Origin of the sequence: Maridesulfovibrio spiralis (SeqCode) (assembly GCF_048571135.1) — a bacterium.
Taxonomy (GTDB): domain Bacteria; phylum Desulfobacterota; class Desulfovibrionia; order Desulfovibrionales; family Desulfovibrionaceae; genus Maridesulfovibrio; species Maridesulfovibrio spiralis.
Genome location: NZ_CP182344.1, coordinates 1,554,813 through 1,576,487 on the forward strand (window position 1 = coordinate 1,554,813; position 21,675 = coordinate 1,576,487).

The following is a 21,675-nucleotide window of genomic DNA, read 5'->3' on the forward strand; positions in this document are numbered from 1 at the left end:
GGGTTTAAGAATCCCAAAACCTTTTCTTAAGCTTCGCTGATATAAACATCAAATGACGTCTTAGAAAGCTATTTGCTCCAGCATAACTAAAACGTCTTTTGGGATAAGGGGATGGGGTCTGGGGAAGGGGAGAAACCCTTTTGGGCGTTAGCAAAAGGGTTTCTCCCCTTCCCCAGCCGCCGGAGGCAAATTACCCCTGCTCCAAATTATCAAGTCCTTCTTTGATGGACATGATATGCTTGCGGTATTCAGTCACCAGCCGTGCGTTTTCAGATTTCTTTTCTTCGAGCAGCTTGGTCAGTTCCTGTGGATCGCTGGTCCCGTACTGTGCTTTGGCTTCTTCTTCCAAAGCAGCCAGCTGGCCAGTGGTGCTGGCGAGTTCCTGCTCGGTACGGATTTTCTTGTCGTGCAGCCATTTATACTGTTCTTTAAGCAGATTGAGTTCCTGTTCCAGGCCATTCAAAGGCTGCTTCATGCCGTTGTTTGCTCCATTACCCATTGCCATCGGTAACCTCCGTATACAATTCCCAGATGAGCCTGCTTTCCGGCTCTTCCGGGTCGATATTATCTGTTAAAAACTGCTTCAAGCCCTCGCCTTCATGGGTTCTTTTCCATGCCAGACGCTCAAGGCCCTGTAAAAATTTTGATTCCGCTGCTGCGGCGTCTTCTGTTTCTGGTAGGAATTCCTGATCCGGGAAGACTTCGTAAAAATCACGGTGCGGGATTTCCCATTTTTCAAGATCCACGCAATCAGGGGTCCAGATTGAAGCCTGCATTTTGCGCTCAAGGGCATAGCGGGAGAAAACCAGCCGGGTGATGTTACCGGGGTTGGCCCATGTGGTCATGCCTTTGGTTATGGAATCACGCGGGCCGTGGATATGACCGTTTATGATCCAGTCGATGCCCGGTTTTTCCTTGATGGCATGCTGCTTTTTCTCGCAATCAGGGAAAGAAATGTTGTGATGGGTCATCCAGACAACCTTGATATACCTGCCGTCTTCGCGCTCAAACTCTTTGGGAATGGGCGTGCTGTCCGGAGAAGCTCCAACCAGCACCAGCCCCTGTGGTGTTTCAAGTTCAAAGGCAGGTCCCTGCTCGCTTATCAGCCGGACAACCCCGGCGGCATCAAGCACGGCCATAGAAACATCCGGGGTAAAACGGGCCTGATATTTATCATGGTTGCCCACCAGAACAAAAGGCTTGTACTGCCCGAACAGACTGATCATATCCACCAGCAGTGAGTTACCATTATCGCGCGGCCAATGGAACAGATCGCCAAGAATGAGCGGGACCATGTCCAACTCCTGCGCCCGCACGAAGCAGGCTTCCAGCTTAGCCAGCACATCTGCGGCAAAATCGCCCATGCGCTGCCCCGGAGGGGTGGACGCAATGTGTGGGTCCCCGATCAGCAAAAGCCCGTTGCCTGTTACTTTATCAAGACTCATGGCTCTCCCCGATCATCTTCTGTGCATCCAGATCGCTGCCGCAAAGCGGGCAGTTGCCGATCTCAGCCAGACGGTTCTCAATCTGCTGCTTCAGCTCCACTTCGGACTTTTCAAGTTCACTCAGCCTGTCCTGCGCATCCGCCTGCGCTTTTCGCATGGAAGACAAGCTGTTCATAACCTGCATAAGCGGCGAAAAATCATGAAGTTCAGGCGGCTCGACCAGAGAAGTCAATACCTCGGCCCGGTGTAAAATATTATCTCGTAAGACGCAGCCGCGATCTACGTTGCTGAGAGTTGTGGAAAGCGCGGAAAGATCTTCAATCTGCGGAGGAGATGTCAACTGTTCCAGAGCCTTACGCCGTGCGGACTGCTGTCCTTCTGCAAAAGACAGTTGATTTTGCCGTGCAAGGTCGGCTTCCAGCCGCTGAACCGGAAAAAGTTCCGGTGCGATTTCCAATCCACTCAGAGAATCCGATCTCAGCTTTAATTTCTGCCCATGATCGCGCAGGTTCTCCAGCCCGGCAACCAGACGATCCAAAGGTGCGTCCGGGAACAATTCCGGCACTTCCTGCAAATAGACCAGCTCTTTACCCCGTGCTCCGAGGTCGGTTTTGTGTTTTTCCAGCTCGGATTTACGCTTGAGATAGCTTTCAACTACCGGGATTTCGCTTTCGAACTTTTCCATCAGACCTTTCAATTCCCGTGCGGCTTCCAGCTCCAGATTGACATCCGGCATTGCCTGCAAACCATCCAGCTCGGCACAGATCTCATCCATTTTCTGCTGCTGAAATTTCTTCTCACGCTTGGCGGCCCGGACCCGGCTTTTTAGTTCGGTCTGCATGGCCAGCAAATGGGATGCTTCAGACGAGGAGGCAAAGAATTGAGCCGCGACTGATGACGGCTGGTCGAGCAGGAAAATAGGATTGCGCTGGTTGCCGATATGCACATCCAGCGATTTACCACCTTCCAGGGGGACCTGATTGAGACGCAGAATATTCAAGATATCTTCCGGGGTATTGCGTCCGAATTTGGCGTATACTTCCCACTCTTCTTCGCCGGGACGCAGCACTTCGTACCATGCTGTGGCTTTCTTGCGGACCCAAGCCACACGCACACCGTCGTCCATCTCCAGCTCCACACGGGCTTTCTTGGCCCCGTGGCGTATGAAAGGCTTAGGCAAGGGGTTGGTCGCAATGCATCGCAAAGCCTCAACAACAGAACTTTTGCCGCTGTTATTGGGACCGGTCAGCACCGTCATGCCCGGACCAAGCTCTATCTCAGTCTCAGCATGGGCTAGGAAATCTTTAAGAATAATTTTTTTGATCATGATGCCTTCGGCGACCCTTCGGGGACCAGAGGTGAGGGGAAAACCCTTTTGCTACCGCCAAAAAGTGTTTTCCCCTCTCCTCTGGACTCCTCTCCCCTTTCCCAAAACGCGTTAGTTGGGGGACAAAATAATTTAATTTATAGCTTACGCATTACCTCGCAGAGAGACAAAAAACTATCAAAAATTTGTGCAGTTCATTTTTACAACTTGATTCAATCAATATCATTTTTCTATAAACGGACAGTATTCAACAGCAGCTTCAGTGAGCGAATTGCCCTGCTCAAAAATAATTACTGGCGGTTCAAGAATCAGCCCCGATTTCCCGCCTTTGACTGCTTCGAGCATGACTACTTTGGATGGTAAACCTATGCGCCCATGAATAAACTTCATACGCTTTGGTTCCAACTTATGCTTGGTGAAAGAATTGATCAACTCGGTCAGCCGTTCGGCAAGAAAAACAAAACAGACCCTGCCTCGGTTACGCACCATGCGTGAAGCAGTGGCAACAAATGCATCGAGATCGCAATCAACCTCGAAGCGGGCCTTGTTGCGGGATTCATCCGGGCAGGCTTTGCCCTTACCCTCGTTACGGTATGGAGGATTGGAAACAATCAGGTCATAGCTCCCGGCAGGAGCGAAATCCGGCTGGCAAACATTGCCATCTACGATGTTAATCTCATCGGCAAAGCCCAGCTTCTGCACATTCTCCTGTGCAGCAGCGACCATATCCGGGTTGATCTCCAGCCCGGTAACAGTAAGCCCTTTCTCCGGGTGACGCAGCATAATCCCAAGCGGGATAACTCCGCTCCCGGTTCCGAGATCAAGCACTCTTGCTCCGCTGGGAACAGAAACAAAACTGCTGATCAAAAGAGAATCAGTAGAAAATCTAAAACCGGACTCAGGCTGAACAAGTCCACGGGGAAAATAATTTCTCTGCTTTTCAAACATACAACGAATAAGATTAATAAAAATATTACGTCAAATTTTTCTTCTCAATGCGCCAATCAACATCCGGGCATCTTCGGACTTAAGAAGCAATGACCCGCCAGCGTAAATCGCGATCCAAACCGGAATAAGTGCAAACCAAAGGATTTCATAGCGGGTTGAATACCAAGCCCCGACACCCACCAGCACACTGAGTAATGCACTTTTAGCCACGCTTACAGCCGGGAACGGGAACAATCCGGTCCTGTGCCCCATTATCACCGCGAGCAGCAGGCAGTTGAACATGGAGGACAGAGAGACCGCCAAAGCAAGCCCCACGTGCCCGATATGCTGCATCAGCAGATAGCCGACGCCCACATTGATGATCAAACAGATAATCGCAATTTTAACCGGAGTCCGGGTATCTTCCTGTGCATAAAATGCAGACACCAACGGACGGGACATAGCGATGAAAGGCAAACCAATTCCGTAGGCCATCAGAGCCTGAGCTGTGGCTGTTACCGCCTGTGCATCGAAAGCACCACGCTCGAAGAGCAAACCTATAAGCGGTTCGGCAAGGGAAACCAGCCCGGCCATGGCAGGCAGGGAAATAAACAGGATCAGCCCGACACTCTGCTTCAGGGTCAGGGAAAACTCATCATAATGCCCTTCCACGTAAAGCTTGGAAAGACTGGGCAGAGCGGCTGTGCCGACGGCAATCCCGAACACACCCAGCGGAAACTGTACCAGACGGTCGGCATAATAAAGATAGGAAACAGACCCAACGGGCAGGAATGAAGCCAACAGAGTTCCAAGCACTACGTTGATCTGGTAAACCGCCGCCCCGAGAACAGTGGGCAGCATGAGCTTACCCATGCGCTTTACACCGGGGTTATTAAGCTCGGCCTTGCCACGCCATTGCAACCCCATACGCTTGAGATATGGTTGCTGCAGCATCCATTGCAGCAAACCGCCAAGGAGCACGCCCCAGGCCATGAACAGAGCCACGCTATTCCCGGTAAAATAAGCGATCAGAGCAGCTCCGATCAAGGCTATATTCAACATGCACGGGGCCAATGCCGGAGCCAGAAAATGGCCCATGCTGTTCAGGATGCCCATGCAAAGTGCAACTCCGCAAATAAAAATAACATAAGGAAAACAAACTCTTACCAGATCAACCGTAAGGGTCATCAATTCCGGGTTGGAACCGAACCCCGGAGCAATAAGCAGGACCAGATATTTAGCACCCACAATTGCCAGTACGGTCAGCACGCCGAGGATAATCAACAGCCAGAGCATGGCGGAACGGGCCATTTCAAAAGCCGCCCCCTCGCCTTTTTCTTTACGCACCCGGCTGAATACCGGGACAAAGGCCATGGTCAGGGACCCTTCCCCGAACAACCTGCGCAACAGGTTCGGTATCCTAAAAGCCACAAAAAAAGCATCGGCAGGTAAACCTGCACCGAGGGCAAACGCAACAATAAGGTCCCTGGCAAAGCCAAGGACCCTTGAAAGCAATGTTGCTCCTGCAACAACAGAAGCATTGCGAACTATTTTACTTGATTCAGCAGTCAAAGAATGCCTCCGGCGGCAACCTAATTAATCAGACATCTTCTGGCAATCAGTACAAAATGTAGACGAACGTCCGGCTACGGTTGCACCTTCGAAAATCTTGCCGCAATCGGGGCACTTTTCGCCTTTCTTACCGTAGACTTTGAAGGAATTCTGGAATCCACCGGCATCTCCACCTGCGTCAACGTAGTCACGGATGGAACTGCCGTTTTCCTGAATAGCCTGCTTAAGCACAGCCTGAAGTTCGCTGAACAGCTTGACCAGCGACTCTTTGGAAAGATCGGAAGCCTTGGCTTTGGGGTGAATTCCTGAACGGAACAAGGATTCATCAGCATAGATATTTCCACATCCGGCCACAACGGACTGATTGAGCAGCAGACCTTTAATCTGGGCCTTACGTCCGGCAATACGCTCGGCGAGGGATTCTGCGCTGACTTCCAGAGGTTCAGGGCCGAGATTCTTGTAAAAATCCCATTCCTGCAACTCTTCATTATTCAGCGCACGCACTTCTCCGAACTTGCGGGTATCGTGAAATTCGATTGAACCGCCGTCGGTCAGACCAAAAACAATACGGGTATGCGGTTCCGGGTTGGTGGGACCGTCATGAGCCAGCACGCGTCCGGTCATCTTGAGATGAAAAGTGATATGCAGGTCATCACCGAGATCCATGATCAAAAGCTTGGCCCGGCGGTGAACCCGGGTAATCTTCTCCCCGGCAACGCGGGAGGAAAACAGGTACCACGGCATTTTAACAGAGCTATGGTTAAGAATTTTCACAGATTCAATTGTCTTGCCTTCAAGAGAGTCGGCAAGACCACGCGCTATTACTTCTACTTCCGGCAATTCTGGCATTTTATCTTCCTGAAATATCTTATTTATCTTTTTTCATACGAGTCAGTCTGCCCATATCAAGGTCAAATCGATTCCCACGGCGGTCAATGGTAAATACCAGCGGCTTATCTTCTTTGTGGGCTTTTGCCCCGGCCATGTGCAGGGCTGACAGGCTGGTTACAGGGATACCCTGCGCTTTGGCAATAATATCACCGGGACGCAGACCCTGCATGTACCCTTTGCGATCCCGCTTCACTGCGGTGATCACCGCCCTGCCCTGACGCATTTCAATGGTCATGCCCATACGGCTCTCATAGGAAGCCGGACAATAAAAGAAAGAATCCGCTGCAGTAGGATAAAATTCATCACCACGCCAAGGCATGATGGTCATAACTTTGGCCTCCGGGTCAAGCACTTTCAGCCTGCGCGGAATTCCCCAGCCATGCTCAACATGACCTCCTCCGGCAAGAATAACCACCGGATGGCCGGAACGTTGGCGCAACTCCACGGCCTTCTCAGCCATTCCTGTATCCCAGAGAGACTGGACAAGAAAAAAACGTTCGATCTGCTTGGGATCAGAAGCATCGCGGCCCTGATGCATGGCAAGAACTTCCTTGAGTCCCTGCTCCTGTTCCTGTGCGGGCGAAATTACATCCTGCGGCAACATGGCCCGGTCTTCAGGGGAAAGCCCGTCAAGGCCCTTTTTGCGAACTTCTTTAACCAGACGGAAAGGAAAATTTAATCCGGCTACGGTCAGCCTGCGCTTTTCAGCCAATTCGAAGATGGGTTTGAACATGTTGAAATCGTAACGCCAGCCGTTTTTCCAATCCAACTCCTTGGCAATCTCCGAAACCGGAATCTGACCGAGATTGAAACGGTTAAGAATATCCTGCTTACTGGCAGTGACCATTTCAAGACCGATGGCAACTTTATTGTGCCCACGGGTCAGCCCTTCAATAACTTCAAATTGAGCCTTGTGGTCACAGACACTGTTATGCCCCTCACCGATAAGAACATAGTCGGCTTCAGCAGCCTGCTCCATAAGCTTATCGAACGACAGAGGATCTCCTGTCTGACCGATATAATCTCCGGAACAGGGCAGGAAAGAGACTGCCATTTCAGGTGCTACTGTTTTCTTCACGCAACCGCCAAGGACAAAAAAAAGTGCGCAAAGGACCAGAACGGTCCTTGCGCACTTGTCAGTGGTATTAAAAGCCATACCGGGCTAATCCCAGTTACGCTTATCTTCAATGGGTCTGATCTGCGGCGGCAGTGAGCCGGGAGTCAGAACCTTGAGGATCGGGCGCAGCTTGATCTTCTCACGGAACATGTGCAGCAGCTCATCTTCGCGCTTGAAGTTGGAGACCTCGATGTTGAGGATCATTTCATCAATGCCGCCGGGGTTGGTAACTTCGATCTGCCAGCGTTTGACTTCTTCGAAGTGTGCCATGACCTGCTCGACCTGATGGGGGTATACGAACATACCCTTGATGCGGGCGGTGGTATCCACGCGGCCTACGATGTTGCCGAGACGCGGTGTGGAACGTCCGCAAGGACAAGGTGTGCGGTCGATGTAGCTCAGGTCGCCGGTAGCAAGCCTGATCAGCGGATAGGTTTTGTTGAAAGCGGTAATTACGATTTCACCAACTTCACCGTCCTTAAGCGGGATACCGGTGTCGGGATGGCAGATTTCAACAAAAGCACGGTTGGTGATGTGCAGGCCGTTCTTGTGGTAGCACTCATAACCGATACAACCTACGTCTGCGGTACCGTAACCCTGACGCATGATCAGGTCGAATTTCTTCTCCAGATCGGAACGCATTTTTTCGGAGAATTTTTCACCGGTAACAAATGCAACTTCAAGATAAAGGTCTTTGCGCAGGTTCAAACCGGCTTCTTCAGCTTTCTGTGCAAGGTGCATGAGATAGCTGGGAGTACCGACATAACCGGTAACACGCAGCTTCTGCATGATTTCGAGCTGGCTGTTGGTGGAACCGGGACCTGCAGGGACAACCGCGCAGTTCAGGTTACGCAGGGGTTCTTCGAACATAAGTCCGGCGGGAGCCAGATGGTAGTTGAAAGTTACCTGTGCAACATCACCGGAACGGAAACCGGCAGCGTAAAAACCTTCAGTCCACCCCCAGTAGTCCTCTGCACGGTCTTCGGGATCGAAGATGGGACCGGGTGAAAGAAAGATACGGCGCAGCTCGCCGAGGTCTTTGGTCAGCAGACCACCGAGACGGGGGCCCATGGACTGAAGAAAGATCAGCTCTTTCTTCTTCAAAATAGGTATATGTTTAAGGTCGGAGAGTTCGTTGAACTTATCAACCTGAAACTGAGCTCTGTCGAAACGTTTTTTGACGTCTTCAGAATAACGGTAGGCATAGGTCAGAAGTTCCTTGAGCTGCAGGGCGCAGTATTGGCGTCTTTCGCCTTCATCAAGAACTTCGCGACGGCTGTAGATGCCTTCGGTACGGTCTTTACGAGTCATTTATAAGTTTCCTCCATAATTTATTGCCAAATGTGCGTCTGCACTTCATTTAGCGTGGTCAATATATGAAAACAGAACGAATTTGTCAACTTTTTTACATTTTGTACAATAATTACGAGATATTAAACTAGCAATTTTTAAACATACCAAGAACTCGCGCTATATTATACACCTCGAATTCTAATGCCAAACAAAGAAAATTCAAACTTTTTTATTTTTTTTGTTGACAGGAAAGTGCTGTCTGGATAAAAGCTTCTTCGTTCGCACGGAGAGGGTCGTTAACTCAGTTGGTAGAGTATCTGCCTTTTAAGCAGAGAGTCGCTGGTTCGAGCCCAGCACGACCCACCAGCAAACACTCCGAAAAAAAGCCTGCACAGCAGGTCCTATTTTTCAAAATGGCGGTCAAAAGTTTATCACAAAAAAGCTTGACACTAATCAAGTAAACAGATATTCTTGCCAGACGCGCTTTGAAATATATGGGTCGTTAACTCAGTTGGTAGAGTATCTGCCTTTTAAGCAGAGAGTCGCTGGTTCGAGCCCAGCACGACCCACCATTTTAAAAGATTAGGGCATTTCATCTTCAGATGAAATGCCCTTTTTCTATTTTAGAACGATAACTTGATTCAATAATTCACCTTTTCATGGCGAGATGGTCTATGAGCATAATTTTCTAAGGACAACCAGACACCTGCTAACATTATCTGGACTCCAAACAAAAACCCCGCAATCTGTCCCAGATTGCGGGGTTCGCTATTTAAGATAAAGCACCAACACCTAGAATCTATCAAATCCGTCATCCTCTGGAGAGGAACCGCCCGCAGGCAGCATCGGTGTGGATTCGTGTCTGCTCAGCTTAAAGAAAGACATGGCCTGCTGCAGGAGCTGACCCTGACGGGAAAGCTCTTCAGAGGTGGATGCCATTTCTTCGGATGCGGAAGCATTCTGCTGGATAACAGTGTCGAGCTGCTGAATGGCCTTGTTAATCTGACCAACCCCGGTATTCTGCTCATTACTTGCCGCTGCAATCTCCTGAACCAGTTCTGCGGTTCTACTAATGCTGGGAACCAAGTCCTGAAGCATATCTCCGGCCTTCTCCGCAACAACCACAGAGGAAGAAGACAACTCACTGATCTCGGCAGCAGCAATCCCACTACGCTCTGCAAGCTTCCGAACCTCGGCAGCAACAACGGCAAATCCCTTGCCGTGCTCTCCTGCCCTGGCAGCCTCGATTGCAGCGTTAAGAGCCAGCAGGTTGGTTTGCCGGGCAATTTCTTCGATAATCATAATCTTTTCAGCAATACTCTTCATGGCCAGAACTGCCTCACCTACTGCTTCAGCACTCTGGGATGCCTGTTGCTGAGACTTTTCTGCCACTCCTTCGGTCTGTACGGCGTTTTCAGCATTCTGCTTAATGTTGGCCGCCATCTCTTCCATAGAAGAAGAAACCTCTTCAATGGACGCGGCCTGCTCAGTAGCCCCTTGTGACAAACTCTCAGCTGAAGCAGAAAGCTCCTCACTACCGCTGGCTACACTATCAGAGGCATTATTCACATCACCGACTACATTGCGCAGCCTGTGCACCATACTCCTCATACCGCCAGCCAGCTTACCCAGCTCATCTTTACGCTCCAGCTCCACATCGGCAGAAAGATCACCGTCGCTGACCTTTGATACGAATTCCAGCCCCTTATTCAAGGGACCGAGAATGCCCTGAGCTATAACCCAAGCCATAAGTATACCAATGAGCAAGGCAACCACACTTACGATAATGATCACCTGTCTGGTCTTAGATGCAGCATCAAGCATTTCCTGATCAGTCATGATGTTATCCGCAACGGTCTGTCGAACTTCAGTAAGAAGTCCCTGAACGGCGGTAAGGGCCGGGACGGTTACAGTGGCATAAATATTTGTGGCTTCTGCAAGTATCTTCAACTCCTCTTCATGCCAATTAATCAGCGAATCGATATGGCCCAAAGTCTCCAAAGCATACTTTTCAACGTGATCAGAAAAGTATTGCTGCGCCCCGGCACGGTCCCCACGCCCAAGATATGCATCTAAGGCTTGAACTGTTTCGTGAAGTCTGGTGTGGGGTGCATAGATTTTGTCAAGCAGCGCACCAAACTCTTCGTGCTGGCGGGCCATGGCTTTTATCTTTGCAGAGTACAGCCATTTGCCAAGTCCACACTTATGAGGATCAGCCTGAACAGATATTTTTGTAGTTTTAGGATCCATAAGCTGCTTCAACACGGCAATCATCCAGTTCAGATGATCAGCCTTCTTCTCGCGTAAGAAGCTGCCCAAGCCGGGATCCACATTTTCGTACTTTTCTTGAATCGCAATAGCGGACTTATGCAGCTTATTGTGGTGGGACTCAATCTTTGCAAGCAGGGGTTTGATTTCCGGAACAAGAAGCTCTGCTTCTTTGCGTTCTTCACTATAGTACCACTTACCGAAACCGCATTTATGTGGATCAGTTTGCACATCAATTTCATGTACATCCTTATCCGTCAGCAATTTATTGACTTCGTTGGCCCAATTCAAATGGTCTACAATCTTTTGCACAAAATCACCGCGTAGCTTATTCCCTACAATGACTTCATCAGCATCAAACACTATAGTCCCTATTCCCTTTATGGACCACCCTCCTAATAATACCAATAACAACAAGACTGACCCAAAACCTACAGTAAACTTATAGGCCAGCCTCAAATCCTTCCAACTCATATCACTCTCCCGTGAAAATTCCCCATAAAATACAATGCCAGATCTGGCACCCACATCATATTCACATAAAGTAACACAGACAATCTTCTAAAGGAACAATAAAATCCCCTTTATGTACAGAATCCGCCGCTTCAAGTGCGACTTCGCTTGACTATTTTTGCTCTCAGTTATACTGGTAGGACCAGCAGACTGTAAGATGTCAGACCAACAAAAGAGGATTCCGGGGTCGGACAATAGGTAACACCCCAAAATTGTTATATGTGCGCAAAAATGTTTAAACCCATCAAGAAAGTCAGAGTATCTGAAACAGCAGCCAAACAATTGGAAGAGCTGATACAGAACAAGACTTTTGTTGAAGGCGAACCGCTTCCTTCCGAACGCCAGCTCATGAAAGAGTTGCAGGTTGGAAGAGGGTCTATCCGTGAAGCACTGCGAATCCTCGAGATTAAGGGCTTTATTGAAACCCAGCCCGGTATCGGAGCTTTTGTAAAAAGCTATGAAGGGGATATTTTCAGCCCCCTCTCCACCTGGCTGACTGACAATTACGAAGCTCTGCGCCACTTTTTCGAAGTACGCTCCCTGCTGGAACCCAGCACGGCACGCATGGCTTCCGAGCGGATTTCCGACGAAGACTTTGAGGAACTTTTAAAAACTCACGAAGAATTCAGGAAAACCGTAGAGGAAGAAGACCTGCCCCGGTCAATCATGGTCGATGCGGAATTTCACCGCCTTATCGGCAAAGCCACAGGGAACAAGGTTCTCTCTTCCATAATGGATGCACTTTACAAATCGATGATCGAAGGTTGGAAAGCCCCCTTGAAGATTCCGGGACAGCCCAACAAGAGCCTTAAAGAACACGAAGAAATTCTGGCTGCGATCAAGAATAAAGATGGCGAACTGGCCGCCCGGCTCATGGCCTCCCACTTGAGAGAGGCTTTTAAAGCACTGGGCGATGCCGGCTTGAATAAATAGGCAATGCGCGCTTAGCGGGCATTCCCCGCCGGAAGGTGTGGCAAGCGTACATGCGGTACGGTTGTTTATTAGGCGGGGACACGCATTGCCGCATCGTTAATACAACTCTGGAGAACAACAATATGATGACCAACGAGCAGGAACATCTCCGGCAGATTTTTGCCGAAGCATTGGACCGCGTTGATCCATATAAAATCATCACCAACAGGGTAACCCTCGAAGGCGACATCCTTACTGTTGCCATGGATGAGGGTGATGTGGTGGTTGATCTTCAGGAGTTCGAACGTATTGTCGTTATCGGTGCAGGAAAAGCTACCGCGAAAATGGCACTCGCCATCGAAGAAATTTTGGGATCACGCATTGAATCAGGTCTGATCTCGGTAAAATACGGACACACCGAAGAACTGGAATACATCCGCACCATTGAAGCTGCCCATCCGGTCCCGGACGATAACAGCGTTCGTGCAGCCCGTGAAATAGAAGAACTGGCCTGCTCCACTACCGATAAAACTCTGGTCATCAACCTCATTTCCGGCGGTGGCTCTGCCCTGCTCTCCAGCCCGATGCTTGCCGATGTGGACGGGGAAAAGATCGAAGTAACCCTTGAAGACAAACAGAACACCACCAAAGCCCTGCTGGCCTGCGGTGCTGATATCAGCGAGATCAACTGTATCCGCAAACATCTTTCATCTCTCAAGGGTGGAAGGCTGCTGCGCTGCCTGCGCCCGGCCCGTAGCCTGAACTTCATTCTTTCTGACGTTGTCGGCGACAACCTTGATACCATCGCCTCCGGGCTGACCAGCTATGACCGCTCCACATATTGTGATGCTATGTCCATCATCGACAATTACGAGTTGCGGGACAAAATTCCAGCTCACGTTGTCCGGGTTCTGGAGCTGGGTAACACCGGTAAACTCCTGGAAACTCTTAAGAAAGAAGAGTTCAGTGAAATTAGGGCTGAGAACATCCTCATTGGAACCAACCGCATAGCCCTGCTTGGAGCTCGCGATAAAGCTGAAGAACTGGGATACAATGCAAGGATGCTTACTTCCCGTTTACAGGGTGAAGCTGCTGATGCCGCTGATATGCTCTGGGCTGTGGCTCAGGATGAGCGGGAATGGGAACTGCTGGAAAAGAAACCTGCCTGCATAATCGTAGGCGGTGAAACAGTGGTGACTCTGAAAGGAGACGGCAAGGGCGGCCGTAATCAGGAAATGGCCCTGCAATTTCTTATGCGGCTGGGACAGGATGAGCGGAACGGCGAATCCATCCACTTTCTCGCCGCATCTACCGATGGCAATGACGGCCCCACAGACGCGGCCGGAGGATTTGCCGATCAGGCTGTTCTGGAAAGATCCCGCGAGATGGGAATTTCCATTGCCGAATATTTAAAAAACAATGACTCCTACCACTTCCTTCAAACGGTAGGAGCCTTGTTTAAAACAGGCCCCACCAACACTAACGTTTGCGACGTCCAATTGCTAATCGTTAAGTAATTGGTGGGATTTTCCGCTGAAAAGAGGGCCACTGCCATTCTTCCACTTCCCCAGGTAGTGGTCTTCTTTCCAACTAGGAGCAAGCACTTCCTTTAGCTTTCATTTAATCTGAGCGCAACCTATTCTATCTATTATAATCAGCACTCACTTACCAAGCAGCTGATCAACGCTACAATTCTCTCCTCCCAAACACATAATTATTTATAAATATGTGTTTCAGGAAAATTTTGGTGTATACTGCCAAATATTCCACTCCAGACACTTTTATATTTTTGCTGCGTAAATAACTTTATACCGCATTTAGGGGTAGTTATGAATTATCTTGGCAACATGAAAGTCAGCATTCGTATTGGATTCCTGGCAGCATTTCTACTGTTAATGATGGTTACATCTGTAATACTGGGGCTTAATCTAACCCAGAAATCGAATCTGGGTTTAAAGACTGTCTACCTTGATCGTATTGTGCCTCTGAAACAATTGAAAATCATATCTGACGAATATGCGGTCAATATTGTGGACACATCGCACAAAGTACAGAGTAATGCACTAAACTGGAATCAGGGCATTACAAATATTGATACCGCCCAGAGGCACATCAAAACGGAACTTGATGCCTTTTTGGAAACAGAACTTGTCCCTGAAGAACAAAAATTGATCCAAGAACTAAAGCCCAAACTTGAACGGGCGGACAGATCCATTGCCAACTTAAGGGCCATACTCCAGAACCAGGACGAGCAAAAACTTATCAACTACATACGGGATGATCTTTATCAGGTAATTGACCCGGCCACCGAAGTAATATCAAAACTAATCGACGTTCAGCTTGTGGTAGCCGAAAAGGTATACCGGCATGCTGAATCCGATTATGCAGCCGGCCGTACGCAGATGATCTTGATCATCTGCGCCGCAACCCTTGTTTCCATATTGATTACTATAGTGATCGGCCACTCCATAATGAACCAGTTAGGAGGAGAACCGAGAACAATACAACACATTGCCAGTCGTATTTCTTCCGGTGACCTAACTGCTGCAAGCGAAATAAACCGGGCAAAAGCTAAAGGGGTAAGTCTGGCCATGTTGGAAATCAATGACAGCCTGACCGCTATTTCAACTGAACTTGAAGGGACAGTTGAAAAAATCAGGTTCGGCGATCTGCGCTTCCGGGCTGATGCACAAAAACTTTCCGGTTTCTTTGCCGGAATCATGAAGAATGCTAACAATCTTGCGGATTCTCTAGTGGACTATCTCGACAGCATCGCAAACCCCATAATCTGCATAACAACAGATCAAACCACTATATTCCAAAACAAAACAGCAAGCTCTACGAACCTGACCCCTTCTGCTGATAACAGACAAAAATGCATTGCTCAGCTAAGCAATGGCAAGGCAAACGGACATTTTGAAGAAATCTTTGATGCTAAGGGGCTTAAACTTGAAGCAGATGCAAACCCAGACACAACTATAACTTATACCGGTATCCCCATAACCGATAATGCACAGCAATTGACCGGTGTTTTTGAAATAATCGTTGATCAAACCGAAGTTATCGGCATGCAACGCAAAGTTGCAAGACTGGCAGAGCAAGCTTCTTCTATATCCCAAAGACTCAACTCCTCAGCCGAGTCACTTAGCAGACAGGTAGATGAAGCAAGCCGCGGTGCTGCGACCCAGAGTGAACGGACTGCCGAAACAGCCACTGCAATGGAAGAAATGAACGCAACAGTTGTAGAGGTGGCCCGCAATGCCGGAGAAGCAGCAGAAAACACAGAACTGACCCGGGACAAGGCCTCTACAGGTGCAGATGTGGTCGGTAAGGTGGTTAATGCAATTGAAGATATTCAAAAACAGGCTCAGACTCTGCGCATTGATACCGTCGAAATGGGTCGACAGGCAGAAGGGATCAGCAGCATTATTGAAGTAATCAGCGATATCGCAGACCAGACCAACCTGTTAGCTCTGAACGCAGCCATTGAAGCAGCCCGGGCCGGAGAAGCCGGCAGAGGATTCGCTGTTGTTGCCGATGAAGTGCGTAAGCTTGCTGAAAAAACAATGACTGCGACCACGGAAGTCAATGAAGCGATCACCGCCATCCAGAACTCCAGCCGCACTAACATCCAATCCTCCAAAGCAGCGGTCAAAGCAGTTGAAACCAGCACCGAATTGGCAGCACAGGCCGGAAACGTACTTGAAGAAATAGTCAACTATTCAGACGACTCATCTGAACGGGTACATTCAATAGCAACTGCATCAGAAGAACAATCCGCATCTGCGGAACAGATAACACGGTCAAGCGAAGAAGTTGACCGCATATCTCAGGAAACGAGCAGATCTATGCACGAAGCCGCTAACTCACTAGAAGAGATCGCAGAGATGACCAAGGAACTGGATCAACTGATTCAGGCAATGGTTTCTTAGAGCTTCTGCAATCCATAAAAAACGCGGCCCCGAACGGAGCCGCGTTTTTATATAGGTATCAAATAATTAACTACTGCTTCAATCTCCAAACACCATCCTCTCCACGACAGGCCTTGGCCATAATCTTTTCGCCGCCGTCTTCGGTTATAACGACATCACGACATACCTTGCCCTGATTCATGTAAGCCGGAGCCGGAGTTGCGCTATAGGATTTTCCGGTATCGGGATTGGTCCAGGTTGAAACCTGACCGGAAGGATTGTCCTCTAATGTCTTGGCAACCTGTTTCTCGTCGTACTTATCCCATTCATTACCGACCACATACCCCATAAGAGCCCCGATACCTGCACCGATGGCTGCACCGGAGGCTTTGTTCTTGAAGGTCAGCGCACCGATGGTCGCCCCGGCCAGAGCACCTATCCCGGCCCCGGACTGGGCTTTATTGGCGCAACCTGAGGCTACAAACAAAAAACAGATGATCAGAAAGGGAACAATTTTTTTCATCTCAAATCTCCTTGAAAATTTACTTTGAATCCCGGAAGCACTCCGGTTTAAGAGCTTTTCTTTTAGCAGAAGTTACTGCTGAAGGCATATTTTTCCATGCGTGCAACGGGTTCATGGGCCTACGGTTGGTGAAATCTATGCGACTACCGGTAAAGGCACCAAAATATGGGGGATAAATCAAACCATTCAGCTGCTTGAACGGTGTCCTCTCCTGCCAGCTCCACATGGGACCGGGTAAAACGGAACGGGTCATGGCGGGACCGTATCCGCTCACCTTTTTTACCGCCCTGCGCATTTCCGAAGGCGAAAACCAATTCGCATTACGCAGAGTTGAGCTGGAAGCCCAAGGCCACATCCTTCCGTGGGTGAAAAAATAAATTGAATGGCGGTTGAGAAAACCGATCAGGACACCGCCTGCGGAAACCCGCACGGCCTCGCTCAGCATATCTTCCGGTTCGGCGCAGAATTCCAGCACGGTCCAGAGCACTGTAAAATCAAACTCATTATCTGAAAACGGCAGATGCTCGCCGTTACAAAGATAAAGGGAAGCACGGTTGCCCAATCGCTTATGTGCTGCTTCCAGCATAACCGGGGAATGGTCAACTCCGCTGACATCAAAGCCGGCACGATAAAGATGGTCCAAAAAAAGACCTGTTCCGCAGCCGACTTCAAGCAGCTTCCTTTTGCGGCGAGGCCAACTGGAAATAAGATGGTCCATAAGACCGACCTCCTGCTCAAGGGCAAATTTCCCTGCAGGAGTCTTAAACCATGCTTCAAATTTTTCAGCGTCAAAGCCGTCCCAGATCATACTTACCTCAAAGTTTATCGAACAATTCCACCCAGTGTTTAAGGATAAACGCCAAGTATGATCCGGTCAAAGCAAAAAAGTACGCCCGGAACATGGGGGATTCCGGGCGTACTGCGCTGTTAGAGGAGACGAGGTGCAATGACTGTTTTGTGTTAACCTGAGGGGTAGACTGTAATTGGTTAACTAAATCCTTAATATATTCAGGCAGCTTAAAAGTTCCAGCTGCCTACTCTCCGTTGAGTTCTTCGTAGACCTTACCAACCAGCTTTTCACTGGGAGTCAGGGTCTTTTCACCGGGAGTCCAGCGTGCGGGACAGGCTTCTTCCGGATGATCCTTGAGGTAAACGTTGGCTTCGATCTTTCGCAGCAGCTCTGCAGCGTTACGGCCCACGTTGTAGAAGTTGACTTCAGATGAAACCAGCATTCCGTCAGGGTTGATAACGAATGTTCCACGCAGTGCCAGACCGGTGTTGTGGTCATAGACACCGAAGAAGTCGGAAACTTCGCCGGTAGGGTCTGCTGCCATTTTGTACTTCACATTCTGGAGCAGTCTTTCGTCATTTTTCCATGCCAGATGTGTGAACTTGGTATCGGTGGAAACGGAAACCACTTCACAACCGAGTTTTTCCAGTTCAGCTTGCTTATCCGCGAGGTCGGCAAGCTCTGTGGGGCAGACGAATGTAAAATCCGCCGGGTAGAAAAACAGAACCAGCCACTTTCCCGCTTTGCGTATTTCTTCAAACTTAACTTCTGTGAACCCGCAATCTTCGGGGTCATAAGCTTCCATGACGAAATCTGGAATGGTTTCACCGATGGATGCTGAGGAAAGAACTTCTTCGTAAACTTCTGTGCAGCTCATTTTTCTATCTCCTTTGAGAATTTAAATTCAGAATCAATATGGTAATAACATTTTTTTCCTGTCTGTTGAAAGCAGAGTATGAAATTCTTTTTTATGTGTCAACAGTAATCGTAATTTTTATTAATTAACCTCTAAGCTACTGATTTTATGTAAACTGGACATAGATGAAATAGTGTTTAGTTCATTGCATTGAGAAAATATTTTAGGTAATTTCAGGTGATCATCAACCTTATGGAGATATAAATGACCAATATGCACGGCTTTAAAGAAATATCACGTGAACATCTCAGCGAGCTTAACGGCGAGGCCGTTATCTATGAACATGAAAAGACCGGCGGGCGGGTTCTGTCCGTAATTAATAATGATGAAAACAAAACCTTCGGCATCAGCTTCCGCACTCCCCCGGAAAACAGCACCGGGCTGCCGCACATCCTCGAACATTCGGTACTTTGCGGCTCCAAAAAATATCCGGTCAAAGAACCTTTTGTTGAACTTCTAAAATGCTCGTTGCAAACATTTCTCAACGCAATGACCTACCCGGACAAAACCGTTTACCCGGTAGCCAGCCCCAACGAGCAGGATTTCCGCAACCTTGTCGGTGTATACCTTGATGCGGTATTCTTCCCCAACCTGACTCCCAACACCCTCATGCAGGAAGGCTGGCACTATGTTCCTGAAGAAGACGGAACCCTGAGCTACAAGGGCGTTGTCTTCAATGAAATGAAAGGGGCCTACTCTTCCCCGGACAGCCTGCTTTACGAAGCCACTCAGCACTCACTGTTCCCGGACATCACCTACGGCCTTGATTCAGGGGGTGACCCGGAAGTAATTCCCGAGTTGACCTTTGATGAGTTCATGGACTTTCACGGTAAATACTACCATCCCTCCAATGCCTATGCATTTTTCTACGGGGATGATGACCCTGAGCACCGTCTGGTTATGCTCGACGAATATTTTTCCCAGTATGATAAGATCGACCCCAAATCCGAAATAGGAATTCAGGCCCCCTTCACCGCCCCTGTTGCGGTTGAAAAGAAGTACGCCGCATCCGATGACGGAAACCAGAAAGCCATGTTCACCGTCAACTTCGGCATCGGCCGGGACCGTGATTCCATGTCCGATCTTGAACTGAGCGTTCTGGAACAGATTCTCATCGGTCTGCCCTCCTCTCCTCTGCGCAAAGCACTCAATGATTCCGGACTGGGTGAAGATATGGCCGGGGTCGGGCTGGAAAATGAACTGCGTCAGCTCTACTTCTCCACCGGACTGAAAGGAATCGAAGCCGAAGACGGACCCAAAGTTGAAGAACTGGTTTTCTCCACTCTCAAAGAACTCACCGCAACCGGCATTGCACGTGAGGATATTGATGCGGCCCTGAACACCATTGAATTTCATATGCGTGAAAATAACACAGGTTCCTATCCGCGCGGTCTTTCAGTGATGATCACCGCCATGACTTCATGGTTATATGACGAGCATCCACTTGAATACGTGCGTTACGAACAACCTCTGGCAGATCTCAAAGCGCGCATTGAAAAGGGCGAGAAGATTTTCGAACCGCTCATTGAGGAAATTTTCCTGAACAACACCTACCGCTCCTCTGTGCTGCTCCTGCCGGACAGCAATGTCGGACCTGAGCGCGAAGAAAGGGAAAAAGCCGAGCTTGCCGCTGCACGGAAAAGCATGGATGAAGCCGAATATAAAGCCGTGGTCGCCAAAGCTGAAGAACTCCAGAAAGAGCAGGAGGCGCATGACGATCCTGAAGCACTGGCTACCATTCCCCGCCTCAAAGTTTCCGATCTGGACAAGAAAGGTAAGGAGATCGTCTGCGAAGAAAAAGGCGAAATGCTCTATCACGATCTGGATACCAACGGCATTGTCTACCTTGATATGGCCTTTGACTTTGCGGGACTGGAAGACAGGCTGATCCCCTACCTGCCCCTTTTTGGACGGGCACTGGTTCAGACCGGGACCAAATCCACAGATTTCGTGACCATGACCAGACGCATGGCTGCCAAGACCGGTGGAATTTCCCCCTCTTCTCTCGTGAACTCCAAGCATGGCGTGGACGAGAGCTACACCCGTTTCATACTGCGCGGTAAAGCCACAGCCGAGCGCAGCTCAGACCTTTGCTCCATCATGGGCGAGCTGCTCCGCGAAGCTTCCCTGGACAACAAGGAACGCATCCGCCAGCTGGTACTGGAATCCAAAGCCCGCAAGGAGCAGGCCCTTGTTCCTTCCGGCCACATCATGGCTGCCACCCGCATGAAAGCACGCTTCAACGAAGCCGGATACATCAACGAACTCATGAACGGTATTTCCGGCCTTGAGTTCCTGCGCGAACTTGCCGGACGGGTTGAAAGCGATTTCGATTCCGTGGTTGCCGACCTTGAAGCAATCAGGGCTGCAATCCTCAATCAGGCCAACCTGCTGACCAACGTAACCCTTGATGCCAAGAACTTTGCTTCTGTCGAGAGCACTATTGCCGATATGGTCGGTAATCTGCCCGCAGGCAGCACAGCTTCCGCAACCCGTAACAGACAGGCTTTTTCCAAGGCCGAAGGTCTGTGCATCCCCGCACAGGTCAACTACGTTGCCAAGGGGGCAAATGTTTACGAACATGGTTACGAATATTCCGGCGCTGCCCATGTGATCAGCCGCTACCTGCGTACCGGATACCTCTGGGATAAGGTCCGCGTGCAGGGTGGAGCTTACGGTTCCTTCTCCATGTTCGACCGCTCTTCCGGCAGTTTGAGCTTTGTATCCTACCGCGACCCCAACCTGACCCGCACCCTTGATACCTACGACGGTGTAGCCGATTACCTTAACAATCTCGAAGTTAACAGCGACGAGCTGGAAAAAGCGGTGCTCGGCGGTATCGGTGAGATCGACAGCTACATGCTGCCCGATGCCAAAGGTTTCACCTCCATGGTACGCCACTTGAGCGGCGAAGATGCTGCTTTCCGGCAGGCAATCCGCGAACAGGTTCTCGCTTGCAGTGAGCAGGATTTCCGCAATTTCGCTAAGGCGGCACAGTCCGTGGCTGACAACGGCGATGTAGTTGTTCTCGGCAGCAAAAAAGCCATGGAAGAATCCGGTCTTGATCTGGATCTCGTGGATGTTTTGTAAAATGCCTCCGGCGGCCCTCCGGGGGCCAAAGAAACTTTTTGAAAAAAGTTTCTCTGGACTCTTCAAAAACTTTTAATAGTTTTGAACCGTTATCTGTTTTGAACTAATCTTATAGATCAATAAAAAGAGCGATTTCATACATTTATGAAATCGCTCTTTTCTTTTAACCAACACTAAATA

General features: G+C 49.3%; 16 protein-coding genes and 2 tRNA genes. 6 read left to right on the forward strand and 12 right to left on the reverse strand.

Features of this window, described 5'->3' with window-relative positions:
• Positions 1 to 190 precede the first annotated feature (190 nt).
• From ACNI29_RS07030 to ACNI29_RS07065, 8 genes are all read right to left on the reverse strand, one after another.
• Complete coding sequence (locus tag ACNI29_RS07030) at positions 191 to 505, reverse strand: hypothetical protein (RefSeq protein ID WP_419781494.1); 315 nt, start codon at positions 503 to 505, stop codon at positions 191 to 193.
• On the reverse strand, positions 492 to 1,445 hold the full coding sequence (locus ACNI29_RS07035; protein WP_419781495.1) for a metallophosphoesterase: 954 nt from the start codon (positions 1,443 to 1,445) through the stop codon (positions 492 to 494). Before ACNI29_RS07035 ends, ACNI29_RS07030 begins: the two co-directional genes overlap by 14 nt.
• Positions 1,435 to 2,772 carry an AAA family ATPase gene (locus ACNI29_RS07040; protein ID WP_419781496.1) on the reverse strand — a complete coding sequence of 446 codons (1,338 nt, stop codon included), beginning with the start codon at positions 2,770 to 2,772 and terminating at the stop codon, positions 1,435 to 1,437. Before ACNI29_RS07040 ends, ACNI29_RS07035 begins: the two co-directional genes overlap by 11 nt.
• 222 nt (positions 2,773 to 2,994) lie before the next feature.
• A complete protein-coding gene (locus ACNI29_RS07045) occupies positions 2,995 to 3,720 on the reverse strand; it encodes a tRNA1(Val) (adenine(37)-N6)-methyltransferase (RefSeq protein WP_419781497.1) in 726 nt (241 codons plus the stop codon).
• Between the two features lie 30 nt (positions 3,721 to 3,750).
• Positions 3,751 to 5,271 carry a murein biosynthesis integral membrane protein MurJ gene (gene murJ, locus ACNI29_RS07050; protein ID WP_419781498.1) on the reverse strand — a complete coding sequence of 507 codons (1,521 nt, stop codon included), beginning with the start codon at positions 5,269 to 5,271 and terminating at the stop codon, positions 3,751 to 3,753.
• 24 nt (positions 5,272 to 5,295) lie between these two features.
• Positions 5,296 to 6,120 carry a bifunctional DNA-formamidopyrimidine glycosylase/DNA-(apurinic or apyrimidinic site) lyase gene (mutM, locus tag ACNI29_RS07055; RefSeq protein ID WP_419781499.1) on the reverse strand — a complete coding sequence of 275 codons (825 nt, stop codon included), beginning with the start codon at positions 6,118 to 6,120 and terminating at the stop codon, positions 5,296 to 5,298.
• Positions 6,121 to 6,139: 19 nt separating this feature from the next.
• Complete coding sequence (locus ACNI29_RS07060) at positions 6,140 to 7,318, reverse strand: ChaN family lipoprotein (RefSeq protein ID WP_419781500.1); 1,179 nt, start codon at positions 7,316 to 7,318, stop codon at positions 6,140 to 6,142.
• A gap of 6 nt (positions 7,319 to 7,324) precedes the next feature.
• Positions 7,325 to 8,590, reverse strand: a complete 1,266-nt coding sequence (locus ACNI29_RS07065; protein WP_419781501.1) for a phenylacetate--CoA ligase family protein — start codon at positions 8,588 to 8,590, stop codon at positions 7,325 to 7,327.
• A 272-nt stretch (positions 8,591 to 8,862) separates the two neighbouring features.
• On the opposite strand from ACNI29_RS07065, the gene ACNI29_RS07070 reads away from it, so the two are divergent.
• Together ACNI29_RS07070 and ACNI29_RS07075 are read left to right on the forward strand one after the other, a co-directional pair.
• Positions 8,863 to 8,938, forward strand: a tRNA-Lys gene (locus tag ACNI29_RS07070).
• 130 nt (positions 8,939 to 9,068) lie between these two features.
• Positions 9,069 to 9,144: transfer RNA gene (locus ACNI29_RS07075), tRNA-Lys, on the forward strand.
• Positions 9,145 to 9,364: 220 nt separating this feature from the next.
• Here the strand turns inward: ACNI29_RS07075 and ACNI29_RS07080 are convergent.
• Positions 9,365 to 11,314 (reverse strand): methyl-accepting chemotaxis protein, encoded by a 1,950-nt coding sequence (locus ACNI29_RS07080; RefSeq protein WP_419781502.1) that lies wholly within the window; start codon positions 11,312 to 11,314, stop codon positions 9,365 to 9,367.
• Positions 11,315 to 11,584: 270 nt separating this feature from the next.
• Here ACNI29_RS07080 and ACNI29_RS07085 point away from each other — a divergent pair, with 270 nt between their 5' ends.
• From ACNI29_RS07085 to ACNI29_RS07095, 3 genes are all read left to right on the forward strand, one after another.
• On the forward strand, positions 11,585 to 12,286 hold the full coding sequence (locus ACNI29_RS07085) for a FadR/GntR family transcriptional regulator (RefSeq protein ID WP_419781503.1): 702 nt from the start codon (positions 11,585 to 11,587) through the stop codon (positions 12,284 to 12,286).
• Between the two features lie 50 nt (positions 12,287 to 12,336).
• Entirely contained in the window at positions 12,337 to 13,782 is a 1,446-nt protein-coding gene (locus ACNI29_RS07090; protein WP_419781504.1) for a glycerate kinase type-2 family protein, read from the forward strand.
• 312 nt (positions 13,783 to 14,094) lie between these two features.
• Entirely contained in the window at positions 14,095 to 16,197 is a 2,103-nt protein-coding gene (locus ACNI29_RS07095; protein ID WP_419781505.1) for a HAMP domain-containing methyl-accepting chemotaxis protein, read from the forward strand.
• A 70-nt stretch (positions 16,198 to 16,267) separates the two neighbouring features.
• Here ACNI29_RS07095 and ACNI29_RS07100 read toward each other — a convergent pair whose 3' ends face one another.
• From ACNI29_RS07100 to ACNI29_RS07110, 3 genes are all read right to left on the reverse strand, one after another.
• The gene (locus tag ACNI29_RS07100; protein ID WP_419781506.1) at positions 16,268 to 16,699 is read right to left on the reverse strand and encodes an RT0821/Lpp0805 family surface protein; all 432 of its coding nucleotides are present in this window, start codon (positions 16,697 to 16,699) and stop codon (positions 16,268 to 16,270) included.
• 19 nt (positions 16,700 to 16,718) lie between these two features.
• Positions 16,719 to 17,507 carry a class I SAM-dependent methyltransferase gene (locus ACNI29_RS07105; RefSeq protein ID WP_419781507.1) on the reverse strand — a complete coding sequence of 263 codons (789 nt, stop codon included), beginning with the start codon at positions 17,505 to 17,507 and terminating at the stop codon, positions 16,719 to 16,721.
• Positions 17,508 to 17,733: 226 nt separating this feature from the next.
• A complete protein-coding gene (locus tag ACNI29_RS07110) occupies positions 17,734 to 18,366 on the reverse strand; it encodes a peroxiredoxin (RefSeq protein WP_419781508.1) in 633 nt (210 codons plus the stop codon).
• A gap of 243 nt (positions 18,367 to 18,609) precedes the next feature.
• Here ACNI29_RS07110 and ACNI29_RS07115 point away from each other — a divergent pair, with 243 nt between their 5' ends.
• Complete coding sequence (locus ACNI29_RS07115; RefSeq protein ID WP_419781509.1) at positions 18,610 to 21,495, forward strand: insulinase family protein; 2,886 nt, start codon at positions 18,610 to 18,612, stop codon at positions 21,493 to 21,495.
• Positions 21,496 to 21,675 lie beyond the last annotated feature (180 nt).

Coding starts and splice junctions, on each gene's coding strand:
- ACNI29_RS07105 (WP_419781507.1), bottom strand. CDS start 17,507: ATGATCTGGGACGGCTTTGACGCTGAAAAATTTGAAGCATGGTTTAAG.
- ACNI29_RS07080 (WP_419781502.1), bottom strand. CDS start 11,314: ATGAGTTGGAAGGATTTGAGGCTGGCCTATAAGTTTACTGTAGGTTTT.
- ACNI29_RS07045 (WP_419781497.1), bottom strand. CDS start 3,720: ATGTTTGAAAAGCAGAGAAATTATTTTCCCCGTGGACTTGTTCAGCCT.
- ACNI29_RS07085 (WP_419781503.1), top strand. CDS start 11,585: ATGTTTAAACCCATCAAGAAAGTCAGAGTATCTGAAACAGCAGCCAAA.
- ACNI29_RS07115 (WP_419781509.1), top strand. CDS start 18,610: ATGACCAATATGCACGGCTTTAAAGAAATATCACGTGAACATCTCAGC.
- ACNI29_RS07095 (WP_419781505.1), top strand. CDS start 14,095: ATGAATTATCTTGGCAACATGAAAGTCAGCATTCGTATTGGATTCCTG.
- ACNI29_RS07060 (WP_419781500.1), bottom strand. CDS start 7,318: ATGGCTTTTAATACCACTGACAAGTGCGCAAGGACCGTTCTGGTCCTT.
- ACNI29_RS07040 (WP_419781496.1), bottom strand. CDS start 2,772: ATGATCAAAAAAATTATTCTTAAAGATTTCCTAGCCCATGCTGAGACT.
- ACNI29_RS07035 (WP_419781495.1), bottom strand. CDS start 1,445: ATGAGTCTTGATAAAGTAACAGGCAACGGGCTTTTGCTGATCGGGGAC.
- ACNI29_RS07090 (WP_419781504.1), top strand. CDS start 12,337: ATGCGGTACGGTTGTTTATTAGGCGGGGACACGCATTGCCGCATCGTT.
- ACNI29_RS07110 (WP_419781508.1), bottom strand. CDS start 18,366: ATGAGCTGCACAGAAGTTTACGAAGAAGTTCTTTCCTCAGCATCCATC.
- ACNI29_RS07030 (WP_419781494.1), bottom strand. CDS start 505: ATGGCAATGGGTAATGGAGCAAACAACGGCATGAAGCAGCCTTTGAAT.
- mutM (WP_419781499.1), bottom strand. CDS start 6,120: ATGCCAGAATTGCCGGAAGTAGAAGTAATAGCGCGTGGTCTTGCCGAC.
- ACNI29_RS07065 (WP_419781501.1), bottom strand. CDS start 8,590: ATGACTCGTAAAGACCGTACCGAAGGCATCTACAGCCGTCGCGAAGTT.
- ACNI29_RS07100 (WP_419781506.1), bottom strand. CDS start 16,699: ATGAAAAAAATTGTTCCCTTTCTGATCATCTGTTTTTTGTTTGTAGCC.